The sequence below is a fragment of the Vreelandella aquamarina genome (genome assembly GCF_020075495.1).
Classification (GTDB): Bacteria; Pseudomonadota; Gammaproteobacteria; order Pseudomonadales; family Halomonadaceae; genus Vreelandella; species Vreelandella aquamarina_A.
In genome coordinates this window covers 519,266-536,753 of the sequence record NZ_JABYQT010000001.1, presented here as the reverse complement: position 1 = coordinate 536,753, position 17,488 = coordinate 519,266, and the positions used below count along the sequence as shown (strand labels likewise).

The window sequence follows — 17,488 nt, the reverse complement described above, 5'->3', positions numbered from 1 at the left end:
GCGGCGGCCAGGGCTTGGGAGCGACATAATCCTGCAGTGCAGAGCTTGCCTCACGCGTTCTCGCTTGACACGTCCGGAATGGTCATTTTCACGTAGCGCCCGGGAGCTGACTCGATCACGTCGAGCTTGCCCTGCCCCGGTTGCCGTACCGGTACCATCTTCTGACTATCGGCGTAGCCGTTCTGGGTCATCCACGTCTGCCAGTGCGGCCACCAGGAGCCTTCGTTGTACGTGGCCTGCTCCAGCCACGTCTCGTGACTTTCCGGTAACGCGTCGTTGCGCCAGTAGCCGTACTTGTTCTTCTGCGGCGGGTTCACGATGCCGGCAATATGCCCTGAACCGCCGAGCACGAAGGTCACCGGCCCCTTGGGCAGCAACGCTCCGTAATAGGTGCTGTTCCACTTAGCGATGTGATCTTCCCTGGTGGAAACGAAGTAGCTTGGCGTAGACACCTTGCGCAGATCAATGCTTACGCCGTCCAGCTCGATACCGCCGGGTTCGACCAGACGGTTTTCAAGATACATATGGCGCAGATACCAGGCATGCGTGCTTGCGGGCAGGTTGGTGCCGTCGGTATTCCAGTGAAGCAGGTCGAAGGCGGCGGGCATGTCGCCCTTCAGGTAATTGTTGATGTAGAACGACCAGAAAAGATCGTTTTCACGCAGCAGGTTGAAGGTATAGGCCATGGAGCGGCCATCCAGGTACCCCTTGAGCTGCATGCTGTGCTCGATGCCCTGCACCACCGCCTCATTCAAGAAGACGCCGATGTCACCAGGGTCGCGAAAATCCTGCAGCGTGGCCATGTAGGTGACCGATTTCACCCTGTCAGCACGTCGGGTAGCGGCCAGATAGGCAACGGTGGAAGCCGCCAGCGTGCCACCGACACAGTAACTCAGCAGATTGACCGACGTTTCCCCGCAGGCGCGCTCGACGGCGTCCATGGCGCTGATCGGCCCCATCTGCATGTAGTCCGCCCAGGTGATGTCGTGCTGCCCGGACCCGGGGTTGCGCCATGAGATCAGAAATACCGTGTGTCCCTGGTCGACCAGCCACTTGACCATGGAATTGTCCTGGCGCAGGTCAAGAATGTAGTACTTGTTGATCCAGGGTGGCACGATCAGAAGCGGCGTCTTGAAGGTCTGTTGCGTACTTGGGGCGTATTGAATCAGCTGAATCAGCTCGTTTTCGTATGCGACCGCGCCGGGAGTCACGGCAATGTTGTCGCCAATGCCGAAGGCATTGCGCTCGGTCATGCAGACGTTGATGCCTTCGGCGGAGTTTTCCAGATCCTCGCGCAGCCGGGCCAGCCCGTCTACCAGGTTCTGCCCGCGAGTCTGCAGCGTACGCCTTATCACTTCGGGATTGGTGGAGACGAAGTTGGTTGGCGCCATGGCGCTGACCAGCTGGCGGGCGTAGAACGCCAGGTTGCGCTGCTGGATGCTGTCCATGCCGTCCAGGCTCTCCACCAGCTCTTCCACCGCCTGGGAAAACAGCAGGTACTGCTGCATGATTGCCATGTAGTACGGGTCCTGCGTCCAGGCTTCGTCCTTGAAACGGCGGTCACTTTTGGCGGGGGTAATCAGCGGAGTGACCTGCTCACCGGCAAGGGCGCGCACGCTTTGCTGCCAGAGCAGCCACTGGTCCTGCAGCAGGCGCGTCTGGGTCTGCCATAGCAGTTGGGGGTTGTTCACCAAGGCATTGGCACCGGCCTCGAAGCTCTTGCGCATATCCGCGTATACCGAGTCGGCGGCTTCAGAAGGGGCCAGGCGTGCCAGCATATCCTGCATCAACCCCTGATACTGGTCGCTGACCTCCTTGAACTGCGTGCCCCAGGCCTGCAGATCTTCATACGACATGCCGTTTGGCGGCACTTCCCACCCTGACTGCATACTGATTCCCCTTCACGCCTGACGCAAAGCCGGGCGTTTCATCAAGACAATAAGCAAACGGCGCCGAAAGGCGCCGCCAACAGGCTGACAGGTCAGTTCTTGCGGGTAGATTTGCTGGAAGCGCTACCGGGCTGCTCACCCTTGGCCGCCGACGTTGCCTGCTCCGCCATTTGCTGGCCCGCATCGGTAAACAGCTTTTCCATTTCGGTCTTGAACTGCAGGCTCATTTCACCCATGACGCGCGCGTCTTCCTGCATCTGCCGAGAGATCTCGTTCATCATCTCGGCTTGCTGGGCGCCAAAGTCACGCAGGCTTTCGGCGTCCTGAACGGCAGTGGCGCTGCGAATGCGCTCGGTGCCCATCTGGCTGTAGCGCTTCATGGCTTCGAGCTGGTACTGGGTCATTCTTTCCATGTTGTTGAGCATCAGCGAATTGACCTTGCGCATGGGCTCGAACATCTGGCGGGTCTGGGCGTTGAAGGCGTCCATCATCTTGTCTTGCATGGTGTGGCTCCTCGATCGATTCCGGATAAGGTGGTTCCGGCATGAGCATACGTGCTCACGAGAACGCGACTTGCTGCACTGCAAAAAAAGAGTAATCCCAGGCTGCCTTCATTGCAACGGTCAGCAGCAGCCGGCAGCCTGGTCGAGCACGCGCCTTGCGCTATTACCCTGTTTTTTCCTACTCGGTCTTTCCTTTGCTGCTGCGTGAGCGTGAGGACGCCGCCTGAGAAGGCGCCTTGCTGCGGGCATCAGCGCGGCCGGCCTGTTCGCCTTCGGCGCTGGCACTGCCCGCCCCCGCGCTTGCGTTGCCCGCCTGGCGAAGCATGTCCAGCATCATCTGCTGGTAGGTGCCGAAGTTTGCCAGCCCCTGGGAAATCCCCTGCTGCATCATGGGCTGCTGCAGGAAGGGCCGCATCAGGCTCATGGGGTCATAACCGTCGACCCCCGACTCCATCTGGCGCTGAATCTGCGCAAGCAGATTCTGCTGAAACGCTTCCACGTCGGGCAGGCCCAGCGCCTGGCGAAATTCATCCGGAGTCAGGTCGAACTCAACGTTAATCTTCATGGGCAACTCCTCAACCGTCTTGTCTTGAGTGTAGCAGCGATACGCGAAGGCGGCGCTTCAATACCGTGTCGGGTCATCGCTGCGTCAGACGTGGTGTATCGACGCTCACTTCACCGTTCTGGCCCCGCTGGCGCAGCCAGTGATCCAGCAGGGTAATCGCCATCATGGCCTCGGCAATCGGTGTGGCGCGAATGCCGACACAGGGGTCGTGGCGCCCTTTGGTGATCACCTCGACCGGCTCGCCGTGCACATCGATGGAGCGCCCGGGGGTGGTAATGCTGGAAGTCGGCTTGAGCGCCAGCCTGGCGACAATGGGCTGGCCGCTCGAGATACCACCCAGCACGCCGCCGGCGTGGTTGGAGAGAAAGCCTGCCGGGGTCATTTCGTCACGGTGCTCGCTGCCGCGCTGGGAGACCGCCCCAAAGCCTGCGCCAATCTCGATACCCTTGACCGCATTGATGCTCATCAGGCCGTGCGCCAGGTCTGCATCCAGGCGATCGAATACCGGCTCGCCAAGACCGACCGGCACGCCTTCGGCGACCACGGTAATCTCTGCACCAACGGAGTCCTGATCCCGGCGCAGCTGGTCCATGTAGGTTTCAAGTTCGGCCACGCGTGAAGGATCGGGGCAGAAAAAGGCGTTCTGCTCGACGGCGTCCCACGCCTTGAACGCGATCTTGATCGGGCCAAGCTGGCTCATGTAGCCACGAATCTGCACGCCTTGCGCGGCCAGATACTTCTTGGCAATCGCGCCAGCGGCCACGCGCATGGCGGTTTCGCGGGCGCTCGAACGGCCGCCGCCGCGGTAGTCGCGGTGGCCGTACTTGTGGTGGTAGGTGTAGTCCGCATGGGCCGGACGGAACTGGTCCTTGATCTTCGAGTAATCCTTCGAGCGCTGGTCGGTGTTCTCGATCAGCAGGCCAATCGAGGTACCGGTGGTCTTGCCCTCGAAAACACCGGACAGGATACGCACCCGATCGGGCTCCTGGCGCTGAGTGGTATGCCGGGAGCTGCCGGGGCGGCGGCGGTCCAGGTCGCGCTGCAGGTCCTCTTCGCACAAGGGCATCCCCGGCGGGCAGCCATCGACGATGGCACCAAGTGCCACGCCGTGGCTCTCCCCAAAGGTGGTCACGGTAAACAGTTTGCCAAAGCTATTGCCAGACATGGGCGTTAATTCCTCACGCAAAAGACGCCGCATGGGCGTCGAGTTCAGCGGCGCTCAGGGCGAAGACGCCCTGGCCGCCGCGCTCGAATTCAAGCCACAGGAAAGGCACGTCGGGAAACGCGGCTTCCACGTGACGGTCAGAGTTGCCTACTTCCACGATCAGCCAGCCCGCGTCGGTCAGGTGGCTGCGCGCCTCGCGCAGGATACGCCGCACGATATCCAGCCCATCCTGGCCGGCGCCCAGCGCCAGGGCCGGCTCGTGGCGAAATTCGGCGGGCATGGTGGCCAGGTCCCGCGCATCCACGTAGGGCGGGTTGGAGACGATCAGGTCAAAGCGCTGACCTTCGAGGCCGTCAAACACGTCCGAAGCCACGGCGCGCACCCGGTCGCCTACCTCGTGGCGGGTGATGTTTTCTCGGGCGACGGCCAGGGCGTCCTGGCTGATATCGGCAAGCGTCACTTCGCAGGTAGGCAGGTAAAGAGCGGTGGCGATGCCGATACAGCCAGAGCCGGTACACAGATCCAGCACGTTTTGCGGCGGCTCTTCCGGGAACCAGGCCGCAAATCCGTCCTCGATCAGCTCGGCAATCGGCGAGCGCGGGATCAGCACGCGCTCATCGACGTTGAACGGATGCCCGGCAAAGAACGCCTCGCCCAGCAGGTACGGCAACGGCCGGCGAGTGGTCACTCGTTGGCGCGTCAGGTAAATGATTCGCTGACGCTCGACGGGCAGCAGGCGGGCATCCAGTACGCCGGGGTCCACGTTCCAGGGCAGGTGAAGTGCACCCAGGCACAGCGCCACCGCTTCATCCCAGGCGGACTGCGTGCCATGGCCATAGTAAAGCCCGGCCAGATAGAACTCGCTGGATACCCAGCGCAGATAGTCGCGCAGCGTGAAAAGATCGCTCACCAGCGCCGTATCCGGCAATGAAAGGGTGGAGTGAGAGGTCTCATTGTTGAGGGGCGTGGTCACGGCGACTCCTGATAACGAAAAACATCCGCGCAGCCATCATGCAGCTACACTCGTATGATAAAGAAAAGATTGTACCTTTGACGCTGTCCGGTTCACAGCGGCGCTCAGCTCGCTATACTGTCGCCTTCGAGCCATTTTCCACCGTTCACCACGTGAGCCTGCCATGACGCAACGCCGCCACCTGCCCAACGATGACGATATCAGCGCCTTTCGCCAGGCGCTGCAAGCCGCAGGCGTGCGTCGCATTACCTCCAACCAGGCGGACCCCGGCAGGCCCAAGCGTAACGATGATGCCCACCAGGCGCGCCGCCATTCGGCGGTGGAGAGCAGCACGCCCCAGGCCAGCGGGCGTACCTCCGATGGCCGCGTGGAGGCCGTGCGCCCGTCGGAGTATCTGGAGTTCAGCGTACCCGACCTGCCCTGGCGCACCTTCAGCCAGCTAAAGCGCGGCCAGACCGAGTGGCAGGCGGGGCTCGACCTGCACGGCTATACGCTGGAAGAGGCGCGCACGGAGCTGGAAAGCTTTCTGCGTGATGCCGCCGCCCAGGGGCTGCGCTGCGTGCTGGTGGTGCATGGCAAGGCCTGGGGCGCAAATGCGGACTTCCCGGTACTCAAGAGCCATACCAATACCTGGCTGCGCGAATGGCCAGGTGTACTGGCGTTCTGCTCGGCGGTCGATATCGATGGCGGCACCGGGGCCGTTTACATTCTGTTGCGCAAGCGCGGCGCCTAGCGCACGTCGGCTACTCCGTGGCATCGGACGCAATGCTCGGCATCCGCCGATCGAGCGCTTCGTCGGCCAGGTGTCGCCCCAGTCGAATCAGGTCCCTGGCCCGGTGGAACTCATGCGTGCTGCACACCGTCTTGGGTATCTCGATCAGCACATCCGGCGGGTAGCCCGCAATCTTGTACTTCGCCAACGCCGCCTGGGTGATATCGAAGGACTCCAGAATCATGCCGAGCCGGCTCCACTCGCGCTTGCCACGGGCTTCGGATGTTTCCTTTTCGTCCTTTTCGCCGTCATCATCTCCGCCGCTCCCCAGACCATCCCATAGTCGCTTGGTGGCTTCGCGCACGTCGTTCATCCAGCCGCCCAGGTTGGCGTCGCGCTCGCGCTCTTGCACCGTGCGGCTATCGTTGTCTTCGTGCGCCGGGGGCAGCAGCTCTTCAAGCGTCACCGGCTGCGGGCTATGAGCCGTCACGTTGATGGCAATGACCAGATCTGCCTGGTGCGCGGCAACGATCGGCATGATCGGCAACGGGTTGAGCAGTCCGCCATCCACCAGTACCTGGTCGCCCATGCTGACCGGGGTGATCACCCCAGGAATGGCGATGGAGGCCCGTATGGCGCGCAGCAGCGGGCCATTTTGAAACCACACCTCGCGCTGGCGAACCAGGTCGGTGGCTATCGTGGTCACGGGAATCGGCAGGTCTTCGATCAATACATCGCCTACCAGCGATTCGAGCTTGTTCATTACCTTGTTGGCGCGTATCGCCCCCATGGGGCTCCAGGTCACGTCCACGAGTCTCAATACGTCGAGGTAGTCCAGGTTACACACCCACTCTCGGTAGTCGGGCAGTTTTCCCGCGGCGTAGATTCCTCCGATCAGCGCGCCCATGGAACACCCGGCGATGGAGATGATCTCGAAGCCTCGCGCCTCCAACGCCTCGATCACGCCAATATGGGCGTATCCACGCGCCCCGCCGCTGCCCAATACCAGAGCCACTTTCGTGCCGTTGCCCACCCGCGTCAGCTGGTTCATTGCCTGTCCTTTCCTTCCCGTGCCTTCGTCAGTTCACTTGCCGCTGCTGTCTTGCCGCTTCATTTGCTATCTTGCCGCTTCATTCCAATGGGCGGCTATCCTGTCGGCGACGCTTGCGGCGTCGCGAGGCTCAAGGTGAAGGTGATGCCCGCCGGGCACCACCTGCCGGGTGAGATGCCTCACCGCCTGACGCGCCTGCTCGGCCCACTTGCGCTTACCAAGGATTCCCCGCTCGCCTTCGATCAACAGCACCGGGGCCTCGATGCAGGCCAGCTGCGCCAGCACCTGCTCGGGGGTGAACCTCACCAGTGAGGGCTTCAGTAAGCGGGTGTCGGTGCGCATCTGCACCTGCCCATCGGCGGTGGCTTGAGTATTGCGCTCGACCAAGGGGGTAGCGGTAACGCTATCCAGCGCGGTTACCCCACCCGCGACCCGCGCCGCCACGGCGCTTTCGATATCGGCATAGCGCGGTGCCCGGGAAAGCGGTCGCCGGTAGGCAATCAGTCCCTTGCGCAATTGGCTTGCCGTCTCGTCAGCCGGTGTATTCAGCGCGCCCAGCCCGTCGATCAGCGTCAGCCGGGCGATGCGTTCGGGCAAGGCCGCCGCCAGCACGCAGGCCACCGCCGCGCCCATGGAGTGAGCCAGCAGCGACGCCTTCTCGATCTTGAACTCGTCCAGCACGTCCAGCACGTCGTGGCAGTAGTCCCACAACGCATAGTCACTGCCGGCAGGCGCGTGCTGCGAGTGGCCATGGCCGCGAAAGTCGATGGCCACGATGCGGATATTCAGTGCTTCGGCCAGCCGCGGCGCCAGGCGGGTAAAGCTGGCGGCGTTATCCAGCCAGCCGTGCAGCGCAAGCCACACGGGCGCCTCAAGGCGCCCCCAGGCAAGGCCTGCCAGACGCCCCTGTGCCAGCGACAGCGGTTGTGCGGCGCGAGGCGACCGCCTCGAAGTGGGTTCAAGCATGGGCATGATTCCTGACAAGGCTTGGCAGCAGCGCTGATGAAATGTCTGGATGACGGTATTGGCAACAGACGTTACCATGCCAGACGCAATTCTTCCGCCGCTTTTACCCACAATTGTTAATGGTGATGCCATGAAACCACGTCGCGATACGCGCGCCCGTAATCTCGTCTTTCTTGTGGCGGTGGTCAGCGCCATTGTGGTGGGCCTGTGGCTCGCTCGCTGACCTGAACCTTGAAGCGCCACGCTTGCAATTTCCGCCTCACGAATAAATACTGTACATTCATACATATTAAATTCAGTGAGGATGCCGACGATGTCGTTACCGTCATCGCCCGTCGCGCCAGCCTTGCCGTTAACGTTCCAGCCGCTGCCTTACTCCTCGCTGCAAGGCCGCGCAGGCTTTAGCGGCTTTCCATCGCCAGCGCAGGATTACGAGCCACGTACGCTTGATCTCAATACGCGGTTGATCAAGAACCCGACTCAGACGTTCTATCTCTCGGCGGCCGGCGACAGCATGGAGGGCTGGGGAATCTTTGAAGGCGACCTTCTGGTCGTCGATCGCAGCATCAAGCCGCGCCTGGGCCATATTCTGGTGGCGATGCTGGACGATGAAGTACTCATCAAGCGCTACGCCCTCTACCGCGGCACCCCGCATCTCTGCTCGGCCCACCCCCATTATCCACCGCTGCCGCTGGAAGATACCGATTGCCAGCTGTGGGGCGTGGTGCGCGCGGTGATCCACGAGTATCTACGATGATCGGCCTGGTGGATGCCAACAACTTCTACGTCAGTTGCGAGCGCGTCTTCGACCCTTCTCTGGAAGGCAGACCCGTAGGCGTCATGTCGAACAACGACGGCTGCATCATCGCCCGCTCCGCCGAGATGAAAGCCATGGAGATTCCCATGGGCATGCCGGCTTTCAAGCTCGAAGCGCTGCGTCGACGTGGCGAGATCCACCTGAAATCCTCCAACTACGAACTGTATGGCGACATGTCGGCAAGGCTTTGCCAACTGCTGCGCGATGCCTGCCCGGCGGTATCGCCCTACTCCATCGATGAAATGTTCATCTATCTAGAGGAGTTCACCGACCGGCAGTGCCAGATAATCGGCGAGTGGCTGCGCCGGCGCATTCGTCGCCACCTGGGCCTGCCCGTGTGTGTCGGGCTGGCCCCGACCCACACCCTGGCCAAACTGGCCAACCACTTTGCCAAGACGATGCCCGACTTTCAGGGCGTGTGCCTGCTTCAGGCCGATGACACCACGACCGCCGCGTTGCTCAGGCAGACGCCGGTGGGCAGCGTCTGGGGAATTGGCCGTCGCCTGGCCGAGCGGCTTGCCGTCAGCAAAATCCATACCGCCTGGGATCTTCGCGAAGCCGATGTTCAACAGCTGCGCAAGCGTTTCTCCGTAGTACTGGCGCGCACGGCGCTGGAGCTGCGGGGCACGCCGTGCCTGCACATGAACGACCTGGACCAGCCACGCCACCGCATCATGACCTCGCGCTCCTTCGGCCAGCCAACCGGGGTAAAGGGGCAAGTGCATGACGCGCTGCGTCGTCACGCCCAGCGCAGCGCCGAAAAGCTTCGCCAGCAGCAGAGCATGGCGCGGGCAGTGATGATCTTTCTCAACACCAACCGTCACCGGCCCGACCAGCGCCAGTACTTTCCTCACGCCATGATAGCCCTGCCAGCGCCCAGCGACGATACGCGCGCCATTCTGGATGCCGTGCGCCAGGGCCTCGAGCAGATCTACCGGCCAGGCTACCGTTTCATCAAGGCAGGGGTAATGCTGCTGGACCTGGTGGACGCCGAGCAGCATCAGCTTTCGCTGCTCAACCCGCCTTCGCGCCACCGCTATCCGCGGCTCATGGCCACGCTCGACGACATCAACCGGCGCATGGGCCAAGGTACGATCAGCTTTGGCATGACTAACGCCGACGCCGCCTGGCAGTTGCGCTGCGCGCACCGCTCCCATCGCTACACCACCCGCTGGGACGAGCTGATGCAGGCCGGCACACACCCCGGCGCCATCAGGGAGTGCGCTTTGCGCAAGCAGCCGCTACCCTAAGGGAACGTAAACCAAGGACATTTCGCTGCCATGCCACTGGAAAGGCCCGACCAGGAGTTCGCTCCCTCCCCTGATCTTGCGCAACGCTGGGCAAACCGCTATATCAGCCATCTGTTGAAACACAGAACGCCACGAAATACCCCCGATCCCGCCGCCATCAAGCGCATCAAACGTTGGGCGATGGTGTGGGCAGCCGTTGCCGGTATCGTTTCTGGCACGTTGATTGGTGGCGGCGAGTGGTGGATGAAGCGTATCGCCATCGCGGACTGGTCGAGCCTGAGCTTCAGCGAACAGCTACCTTACTGGATCGGCTACTACGCCGCGGCGGGGGTAATCACCGCCTTCGAAATCGGCTTTCTGTACTGGAATTCCCTGCGCGGCGTTACCCATATCACCCGCCTGGCAGGCCTGCCCTACTCGCAGCAGGATGCATTCACCCCTTCTGTACAACTGACCGTTCACGGCGTGGCGCGCATTGCCCTTGAGTACCCAAGCGCCGGCAATACCATCTACGGCATCGACCCTCACGCCTATCTGCATGGCTGGAAGCTGACGCTCAAGACCCTGCTTTACCGGCTGAAGATAAGCCTGAGCAGCTTTTTGCTGCGCGTAGTGATGCGCCGTCTGTTGGGTCGCCTTGCGCTGCGTGGGTTCATTCCCATGCTGATGGGGCCGCTGTACGCCATCTGGAACGCCTGGATTGCCGCCCGCGTACTGCATCAAGCGCACCTGGTGGCTTACGGCCCGCCGCGCATCGATGCCCTGATGAAAGAGCTCAACGCGCTGTCGCCTGCCCTGCGCCAGCTGATCGTGCAGGGCATTGGCGAGCTGATGATGCGCAACCGCCACCCGCACCCCAATCTGGTACTGCTGCTTTCGCAGCTTTTGAAAACGCTTCCGGACCAGCCTGACAGTGTCGATATCGATTGGGCCGAGACCCTCAGGCAGTACGCCAATCTCGAGCAGCAAGAGCGCACGCAGGTGCTGGAAAGCCTGACCCAGGCAGCCATTCTCAGCGGGCCTTTCAAAGGCGCCAGAAAGGCATTTCTACGCGAAGTGTATGCGCGCTGCCAGACGCCGCTGCAGGAACAAGCCGTGGTGGCTCGGCAGCGGCGCTGGCTCGCAGGAGAAGAGGCTAAAGTTTTAAGAGACTAAGGTTTTAAGAGACTAAGATTTTAAGAGGCTAAGGTTTTAAAAGACTAAGTTAAGAGGCTAAGGTTTCGCTAGCGCCTTGAGCAGCCGTGGGCTGACCAGCTCGCCGACAATACCCATCAGCACCAGAATGCCCAGCAGCCACGGCCAGTGCACCGAGAAAGTGACGCTGTAAAGCCCCAGCGCATCGGCAAAGATCACCAGAATGCCTAGTGGGCTTACATAGCGCACCATGGCAAGCCACAGCGCATAGGGCAACGGCGCAAGCCCCAGCTCATCGCGGAAAGTGGCGCTTTTTAGAATAAAGCCTGCCAGCACCACGGTACCCAGGCCGCCCAGCGGCATCATCCAGCGTGAAGTGATGTAATCCAGCCAGTCAAAGAAGGTCTTGCCCGCCAGCGTCCAGTCGGCGCCCACGTTGAAGGAGAGCATGGCGGCGGTGCTGATCAGCCACAGCACGATACCCGTGCTCCATGCTGCCGAGCGCCGCGAGAAGCCCTTGTTATCGCACAGCCAGGAAACCGTGGCCTCGACCATGGAGATCGACGAGGTCAGCGCCGCCATGGAGAGCATCACGAAAAACAGCACGCCAAACAGCGTGCCCAGCGGCATGGCCTGAAACGCCAGCGGCAGGCTCATGAAGATCAGCCCCGGGCCTTCGCCGGGGTTCATGCCATTGGCGAAGATCACCGGGAAGATCGCCAGGCCCGCCATCAGGGCCACGGCGGTGTCGGCAACCGCCACACTGATGGAAGTACGGGCAATCGAGGCGCCCTTGGGCAGGTAACTGCCGTAGGTAAGAATGGCGCCAGACGCCAGCGACAGGGTAAAGAACGCGTGGCCCAGGGCGGCCAGCATGCCCTCGCTTGACAGGCTACCGGCATCAAAGGTGAACAGAAAGCGCACCGCGTCACCAAAACCGCCGGAAAACATGCCATAAACGATCAGCAGCAGCAGCATGATGACCAGCCCCGGCATCATCCAGCCAACGTTTTTCTCGATCCCTTCCTGAACGCCCTTGCCTACGATCACCATGGTCACCAGCGTGACCAGCGTGCTCCAGAAGCCGAGATTGAGCGGATTGGCGTTATTGGCACCAAACACGGCGGCCATGTCATCGACGCTGGTACCGGCAAGCCCCCCGGTCAGCATCTTCCACAGGTAGGAGAACGACCATCCGGCCACCACCACGTAAAACGACAGGATCAGAAAGCCGCACAGCATCGCCATCCAGCCGATCAGCGACCACGCGGATGAACGGCTCGACTCGTTGACCACGCGACGAATGGCGTCGATGGGACTGCCCCGCCCGCGCCGGCCGAAAGCAATCTCGCTCATCATCACCGGCACGCCCACGGCAAAGATACACGCCAGATAGACCAGTACAAATGCGCCACCGCCATACTCGCCGGTGATATACGGGAATTTCCAGATATTGCCCAGGCCAACGGCAGAACCCGTTGCCGCCAGCACGAACCCCCAGCGGCCCAGCCACTGGATGCGAGGTTGCTCGGAAGACGCCATGATCATCCTTCTTGTTTGAAAAAAGCGCTTATCCTAGAGGATTTCACACCAAAAGCATAAAACTCTCGTTAACGCTTTTATAATTTACGAAAATCCCGCGGTTCAGCGCGCCATCGACAGCGCTTTTGCTTCAGCGTCCAGGCGTTGAGCGGTTTGGTCCACGCCGCGCAAATAGGCAAGTAGCCCCGCCCCGAGCAGCACAAGACCACTGGCAAGCCACAGGCCCAGGGTATAGTGGCCCGAGGCCTCCGCCAGCATGCCGGTCAAGGCGGGTGCCAATATCTGCGCGGCGCCATAAGCCAGCGTCATCTGCCCCATCAACCGCGCCGGGCTTGCCGGGTACAGCTTGCCTGCCATGGTCAGCACCAGGCTCACGCAGCCCAGAAAGGTGCCGCCATACAGCACGGCACTCAGCATCACCACGGTCAGATTGGTACTGAGTGCCGGCAGCACGATGCCCACCACCTGAATACTCATTGCGATGATCAAGGCGCCCAGGTAGCCGGCCCGCCGGGCAACGAGATCCCACAGCATGACGGCCGGTGCGGCGGCCAGCCCTACCACGGCAAAGGTCCAGTTGCCCATGCCCGAGAGCAGCGGCTCGCGCTCCACGATGGTGACGATAAAGGTGGCATTGATCACATAGCCGTAGCCGGCACAGAAATAGGCTGGCAGCATCAGGCGCATGAAGGTACGCGACGGCGGTATGGCGGCGGGCGTTTCGGCTTTACCGGCACCGACAAGCGGCTTGACCGGGCGCGGCATCCAGCGCCAGGCGGGGATCAACAGCACCGCGCCCAGCAGGCCGAACATCCACCACTGCGCCTGCCAGTCAAGCGCGCGGGCCAGCATGAACTCGACCGACACCGCCGCCAGCACGATCCCCAAACCAAGCCCGGCAAAATGAATGCCCAACTCGCCACGCTGGCGGTGCTGCATCAGCCAGTGAAGAATCAGCCCCGATGCCAGGAGCATGGCGGCACTGCTGGAAAGGCCCGCGAAAAAACGCAGCCCCGCCCACAGCCAGAAGCTGTCGGTCAGGGCCATTCCGACGGTCGTCAGCACGGCAAGCACGAGGCCAATGCGGTAAAGCGTATCCTTGACATGAATACTGTGAACCACCGCCGCCAGCACGGCGCCCAGCATATAGCCTGCGTAGTTGAGCGCAGCAAGCCAGCCGCCATCGGCATCGTTCATCCAGGTTTGCTGCTGCATGACCGGCAAAAGCGGCGTGTAGGCAAAGCGGGCAATCCCGATACACAGGAGCTGACTGAAGACACCGGCCAGCAAGACCTGGTAACGCTGAACGCGTAGCGATGCTGTGCTCATGCTTTCTCCTGTAGCACTTGCAAATGACTGCCTGGGCCGTTGTTTCCAGGTAATTAGCCTGCATATTACGTGTACATGACCACGCTCCCCTATCGTCTAATGGTGGAAGAGCCGCGTTAATCTGGCAGACTGGTCATACGCACGACCACATGGCATAACCACACGGAGAGTTGAGATGAGCGATACCGCAAAACCCTGGACGCAGCCCATGCCCGACGCGCAGTTCAAACTGATGCGCGATATTCTGGCAGCTCCAAGCCCGGTGGGCCTGGAAGCAGCGATGACCTACGGCGTGCTCAAGCCGCATTTTGAAAGCTTTGCCCCCAAGCAGTGGCACCTGCACCAGTTCAAGGGCAATGCGGGCGTGGTGCTGGATACCCATCCCGAGCGTGATGACATGTTCACGGTGATGATCATCGGCCATGCGGACAAGATTCGCATGCAGGTGCGCTCGATTGGTGAAGATGGCAAGATCTGGATCAACACCGACTCGTTCCTGCCGACGGTACTGATCGGCCACGAGGTGAAACTGTTCAGCGAAGACCCGGAAAAACCCGGCAGCTACCGCAGCATCGAAGGCGGCACGGTAGAAGCACTGGGGGCCATTCACTTCTCGGACCCGGCTCAGCGCGATGGCAGCAAGGGCCTGAAGAAGGAGCAGATCTACCTGGACCTGCAGATTCATGGCGAAAACAAGAAGCAGCAGGTATTGAACCTTGGCGTGCGCCCCGGCGACTCGATCATTTTCGACCGCCCCATCCGCCCCGGCTTCAGCCCCAATACCTTCTATGGCGCCTACCTGGATAACGGCCTGGGCTGCTTCGTCACCGCTGAAGTGGCGCGCCTGATTGCCGAAGCGGGCGGTACCGAGAACGTGCGCGTGCTGTTTGCCATTGCCAGCTACGAAGAGATCGGCCGTTTTGGCAGCCGTGTAATGGCTGGTGAACTGAAGCCCGACGCGCTGATTGGCGTGGACGTGAACCATGACTACGTGGCAGCCCCCGGCATTGGTGACAAGCGCATGCAGCCGCTGGAAATGGGCAAGGGCTTTACCATGTCGGTCGGCTCGATCGCCAGCGAACAGCTCAACCGCATCATCGCTACCGCTGCCAAGGAGCAGGACATCCCCATGCAGCGCGATATGGTGGGTGTAGATACCGGTACCGACGGGATGGCGGGCGTCCTGGCCTCGATCGACAGTGCCGCGACCTCCATCGGTTTCCCGATCCGCAACATGCACACCATTTCAGAAACCGGGAACACTCAGGACGTGCTGGCCGCCATTCATGCGCTGACCCACACCCTGCAGGCGCTGGACAAGCTGCCCAACCTCGAGCGCGAGTTCCTGGATAACCACCCGCGCCTTGATCAGGCAAGCCCGCTCGCCCACCAGGGCCACGCCAAACCCGAAGGTGAAGCGAAGTAAGCCTGGTGCGCACGCTTAGAAAGCCTGCGCATGCGACATAAAAAAAGCCCTGACCAATCATCGGTCAGGGCTTTATCAGCTCCTCCATGATACCTACTCACAAACATCCTGTTTGTGCTTCCTTGGGTAACACAAGCACTCCCTGCCTGCTCTTCCTTGCGGCCTTTCCCTGCATATGGCCCATGTTGCAGGCCAAATATGTCAACTTCATTAACATGAAATAAAAAATGATGACAGCCTCTCCCGTACCATTCAGAACAGCGGTCGGATTACCTCATACCAAAGTCTATGCCCTGCGACCAACGGCGTATAAACGAAAGTGGTAGCATGCTTGACCCTTTAAATTAGTGATTAGCTAATTACCTTACCGTGCCATGGGAGAGAAGCGTATGGGCTTAACACGATCGAACTGGCGCCGCTGGGTGCCATTACTGGCTGGGCCGCTACTTTTTATCGCCATACAGCTGGCGATGCCCGAATCCCTGATCGACCCCGCGCCTCGCACTGTGCTGGCGCTGACAGTATGGATGGCGGCCTGGTGGGTAACCGAGCCCGTGCCGATTCCGGTTACCTCGTTTCTGCCCATGCTGGTACTGCCGCTGAGCGGCGTGATGGTGCTGGATGAAGCCGTGGTCGGCTACGCCAATCCGGTCATCTACATGTACATGGGCGGGTTCATCCTGGCGATTGCCATCGAGCGCTGGAACCTGCATCGGCGTATCGCGCTGGCGATCGTCAACCGCATCGGCAACAGCCTGCGCAGTATCGTGCTGGGGGTGTTGATCGCCTCGGCGTTTCTATCGATGTGGATTTCGAACGCGGCCACAGCCCTGATGATGCTGCCCATTGCCGTGGCACTGACCAATGAACTGGACGAACGCGACCAGTTCGAGCGCCACCAGCGCGACAGCTTCGCGCGCATTCTGCTGTTGACCGTTGCCTATTCAGCGTCCATTGGCGGGCTGGCTACCATTATCGGCTCGGTGCCCAACGCCATCGTGGTGGCGATGATTCCTCAGTTCTTTGAAGGGGTGGAAATCAGCTTTCTACAGTGGATGATCTTTGCCCTGCCGCTTACGCTGATTCTGCTGGTCATCTTGTATGTCTACCTCACCCGGCTATACACCCAGGTGCCCAACACGCCGCTCGAGATCGATTTTGTCGCCCAGGAGCTTGCCTCACTCGGACCGATGACCAAAGAAGAGAAGCGCGTTCTGGGTGTATTCGTGACCACCGCCCTTGCCTGGGCGCTACGTGGCTGGCTGGCGCCGTTTTTCGACCTGCCGATCAACGATACGTTGATTGCGGTGGCTGCCGCCATTGCGCTGTTCGTCATTCCGGCGCATAGCGAAAAACGTGCGCTACTGGTATGGGACGACATGAAGAGCCTGCCCTGGGGGCTGTTCATTCTGTGGGGTGGCGGCATGACCCTGGCGGCGGCCTTTATCGCCAGCGACTTGACCGGCTGGATCAGCGACCAGCTTCAGCTACTCGATGGCGTCAACTACTTCTGGCTGCTGTTGATCATGGTGCTGCTGATGCTGTTCTTGACGGAGATCATCTCCAACACGGCGACGGCCAACATGGCACTGCCCATTACCGCCGGCATGGCCGCGGCCATTACCACCGGCAACCCATTGGGGCTGATGGTGGCCGTGGCCCTGGCCACTACCTGCGCCTTCATGCTGCCGATCTCGACCCCGCCCAATGCGGCCGTCTTCTCGACCGGGCGTATTTCGATCAAGCAGATGGCCAAGGCGGGCTTCACGATGAACATCGTCGGTGCCATCGCGATTACCCTGTTCGTCTACTTCGTGATGCCTCTGTTGCTGCCCTCTGTTTGATCACCGGACCGGTAACAAGACATTATCCAGTGAACATAAAGAACCCCCGCGCCATGGCTGGCCGGGGGTGATTCATCTCTCCTTGATCCTGCTCCATGAACGTCCTGTTCACGCATCCCTGTGGTCTGCAAACGCTCCTTGTCTGCTTCTTCCCGTATCAGCAAGAACTCCCTCTGCTCCCTGCTGTTTGCAAGCCTCCTTGCCTGCCTTTCCATGCACTCTGCAAACCATCCTTATCTGCTCATCCCTGCCATGTGCCAACACTCCCTGTTGGCCTTTCCCTGATCTTTGCAAATATTCCTTATTTGCCCATCCGTGTAAT

Annotated in this window: 15 protein-coding genes; 6 read left to right on the top strand and 9 right to left on the bottom strand. The window is 61.0% G+C overall.

Annotated elements, in window-relative coordinates:
- Positions 1-50 precede the first annotated feature (50 nt).
- The 5 genes from phaC to prmB all read right to left on the bottom strand — a co-directional run bounded on the left by phaC (position 51) and on the right by prmB (position 5,095).
- Entirely contained in the window at positions 51-1,889 is a 1,839-nt protein-coding gene (gene phaC / locus HW452_RS02470; RefSeq protein ID WP_224104511.1) for a class I poly(R)-hydroxyalkanoic acid synthase, read from the bottom strand.
- A 92-nt stretch (positions 1,890-1,981) separates the two neighbouring features.
- Positions 1,982-2,392, bottom strand: a complete 411-nt coding sequence (locus HW452_RS02465) for a phasin family protein (RefSeq protein WP_224104510.1) — start codon at positions 2,390-2,392, stop codon at positions 1,982-1,984.
- Positions 2,393-2,570: 178 nt separating this feature from the next.
- A complete protein-coding gene (locus HW452_RS02460) occupies positions 2,571-2,957 on the bottom strand; it encodes a hypothetical protein (RefSeq protein ID WP_224104509.1) in 387 nt (128 codons plus the stop codon).
- Between the two features lie 73 nt (positions 2,958-3,030).
- The gene (gene aroC / locus HW452_RS02455) at positions 3,031-4,122 is read right to left on the bottom strand and encodes a chorismate synthase (protein WP_224104508.1); all 1,092 of its coding nucleotides are present in this window, start codon (positions 4,120-4,122) and stop codon (positions 3,031-3,033) included.
- Between the two features lie 13 nt (positions 4,123-4,135).
- Complete coding sequence (prmB, locus tag HW452_RS02450; RefSeq protein ID WP_224104507.1) at positions 4,136-5,095, bottom strand: 50S ribosomal protein L3 N(5)-glutamine methyltransferase; 960 nt, start codon at positions 5,093-5,095, stop codon at positions 4,136-4,138.
- A 163-nt stretch (positions 5,096-5,258) separates the two neighbouring features.
- Between prmB and HW452_RS02445 the strand changes: the two genes are divergently transcribed.
- Complete coding sequence (locus HW452_RS02445) at positions 5,259-5,828, top strand: Smr/MutS family protein (protein ID WP_224104506.1); 570 nt, start codon at positions 5,259-5,261, stop codon at positions 5,826-5,828.
- A gap of 10 nt (positions 5,829-5,838) precedes the next feature.
- On the opposite strand, the gene HW452_RS02440 is transcribed toward HW452_RS02445, so the two are convergent.
- Both HW452_RS02440 and HW452_RS02435 read right to left on the bottom strand, forming a co-directional pair.
- Positions 5,839-6,858 carry a patatin-like phospholipase family protein gene (locus HW452_RS02440; protein ID WP_224104505.1) on the bottom strand — a complete coding sequence of 340 codons (1,020 nt, stop codon included), beginning with the start codon at positions 6,856-6,858 and terminating at the stop codon, positions 5,839-5,841.
- 66 nt (positions 6,859-6,924) lie between these two features.
- Positions 6,925-7,824: an alpha/beta fold hydrolase gene (locus HW452_RS02435; protein ID WP_425348077.1), complete on the bottom strand. Its 900-nt coding sequence runs from the start codon at positions 7,822-7,824 to the stop codon at positions 6,925-6,927.
- A gap of 313 nt (positions 7,825-8,137) precedes the next feature.
- Between HW452_RS02435 and HW452_RS02430 the strand changes: the two genes are divergently transcribed.
- The 3 genes from HW452_RS02430 to HW452_RS02420 are packed head-to-tail and all read left to right on the top strand — an operon-like array spanning position 8,138 to position 11,046.
- A complete protein-coding gene (locus tag HW452_RS02430; RefSeq protein ID WP_224104504.1) occupies positions 8,138-8,581 on the top strand; it encodes a LexA family protein in 444 nt (147 codons plus the stop codon).
- The gene (locus tag HW452_RS02425; RefSeq protein WP_224104503.1) at positions 8,578-9,891 is read left to right on the top strand and encodes a Y-family DNA polymerase; all 1,314 of its coding nucleotides are present in this window, start codon (positions 8,578-8,580) and stop codon (positions 9,889-9,891) included. Before HW452_RS02430 ends, HW452_RS02425 begins: the two co-directional genes overlap by 4 nt.
- Before the next feature lie 30 nt (positions 9,892-9,921).
- Positions 9,922-11,046: an LBF_2804 family protein gene (locus tag HW452_RS02420; protein ID WP_224104502.1), complete on the top strand. Its 1,125-nt coding sequence runs from the start codon at positions 9,922-9,924 to the stop codon at positions 11,044-11,046.
- 57 nt (positions 11,047-11,103) lie between these two features.
- On the opposite strand, the gene HW452_RS02415 is transcribed toward HW452_RS02420, so the two are convergent.
- Positions 11,104-12,567, bottom strand: a complete 1,464-nt coding sequence (locus HW452_RS02415; protein WP_224104501.1) for a sodium-dependent transporter — start codon at positions 12,565-12,567, stop codon at positions 11,104-11,106.
- A gap of 102 nt (positions 12,568-12,669) precedes the next feature.
- Positions 12,670-13,896: a YbfB/YjiJ family MFS transporter gene (locus tag HW452_RS02410; RefSeq protein ID WP_224104500.1), complete on the bottom strand. Its 1,227-nt coding sequence runs from the start codon at positions 13,894-13,896 to the stop codon at positions 12,670-12,672.
- Positions 13,897-14,071: 175 nt separating this feature from the next.
- Between HW452_RS02410 and HW452_RS02405 the strand changes: the two genes are divergently transcribed.
- The gene (locus HW452_RS02405; protein ID WP_224104499.1) at positions 14,072-15,322 is read left to right on the top strand and encodes a M20/M25/M40 family metallo-hydrolase; all 1,251 of its coding nucleotides are present in this window, start codon (positions 14,072-14,074) and stop codon (positions 15,320-15,322) included.
- Positions 15,323-15,711: 389 nt separating this feature from the next.
- Positions 15,712-17,166 carry an SLC13 family permease gene (locus HW452_RS02400; protein ID WP_224104498.1) on the top strand — a complete coding sequence of 485 codons (1,455 nt, stop codon included), beginning with the start codon at positions 15,712-15,714 and terminating at the stop codon, positions 17,164-17,166.
- Positions 17,167-17,488: the final 322 nt, after the last annotated feature.

What these genes read in the sequence shown, in the direction of transcription:
- phaC (WP_224104511.1), bottom strand. Translation starts at nt 1,889, where the DNA reads ATGCAGTCAGGGTGGGAAGTGCCGCCAAACGGCATGTCGTATGAAGAT.
- HW452_RS02465 (WP_224104510.1), bottom strand. Translation starts at nt 2,392, where the DNA reads ATGCAAGACAAGATGATGGACGCCTTCAACGCCCAGACCCGCCAGATG.
- HW452_RS02460 (WP_224104509.1), bottom strand. Translation starts at nt 2,957, where the DNA reads ATGAAGATTAACGTTGAGTTCGACCTGACTCCGGATGAATTTCGCCAG.
- aroC (WP_224104508.1), bottom strand. Translation starts at nt 4,122, where the DNA reads ATGTCTGGCAATAGCTTTGGCAAACTGTTTACCGTGACCACCTTTGGG.
- HW452_RS02445 (WP_224104506.1), top strand. Translation starts at nt 5,259, where the DNA reads ATGACGCAACGCCGCCACCTGCCCAACGATGACGATATCAGCGCCTTT.
- HW452_RS02440 (WP_224104505.1), bottom strand. Translation starts at nt 6,858, where the DNA reads ATGAACCAGCTGACGCGGGTGGGCAACGGCACGAAAGTGGCTCTGGTA.
- HW452_RS02435 (WP_425348077.1), bottom strand. Translation starts at nt 7,824, where the DNA reads ATGCTTGAACCCACTTCGAGGCGGTCGCCTCGCGCCGCACAACCGCTG.
- HW452_RS02430 (WP_224104504.1), top strand. Translation starts at nt 8,138, where the DNA reads ATGTCGTTACCGTCATCGCCCGTCGCGCCAGCCTTGCCGTTAACGTTC.
- HW452_RS02425 (WP_224104503.1), top strand. Translation starts at nt 8,578, where the DNA reads ATGATCGGCCTGGTGGATGCCAACAACTTCTACGTCAGTTGCGAGCGC.
- HW452_RS02420 (WP_224104502.1), top strand. Translation starts at nt 9,922, where the DNA reads ATGCCACTGGAAAGGCCCGACCAGGAGTTCGCTCCCTCCCCTGATCTT.
- HW452_RS02415 (WP_224104501.1), bottom strand. Translation starts at nt 12,567, where the DNA reads ATGGCGTCTTCCGAGCAACCTCGCATCCAGTGGCTGGGCCGCTGGGGG.
- HW452_RS02410 (WP_224104500.1), bottom strand. Translation starts at nt 13,896, where the DNA reads ATGAGCACAGCATCGCTACGCGTTCAGCGTTACCAGGTCTTGCTGGCC.
- HW452_RS02405 (WP_224104499.1), top strand. Translation starts at nt 14,072, where the DNA reads ATGAGCGATACCGCAAAACCCTGGACGCAGCCCATGCCCGACGCGCAG.
- HW452_RS02400 (WP_224104498.1), top strand. Translation starts at nt 15,712, where the DNA reads ATGGGCTTAACACGATCGAACTGGCGCCGCTGGGTGCCATTACTGGCT.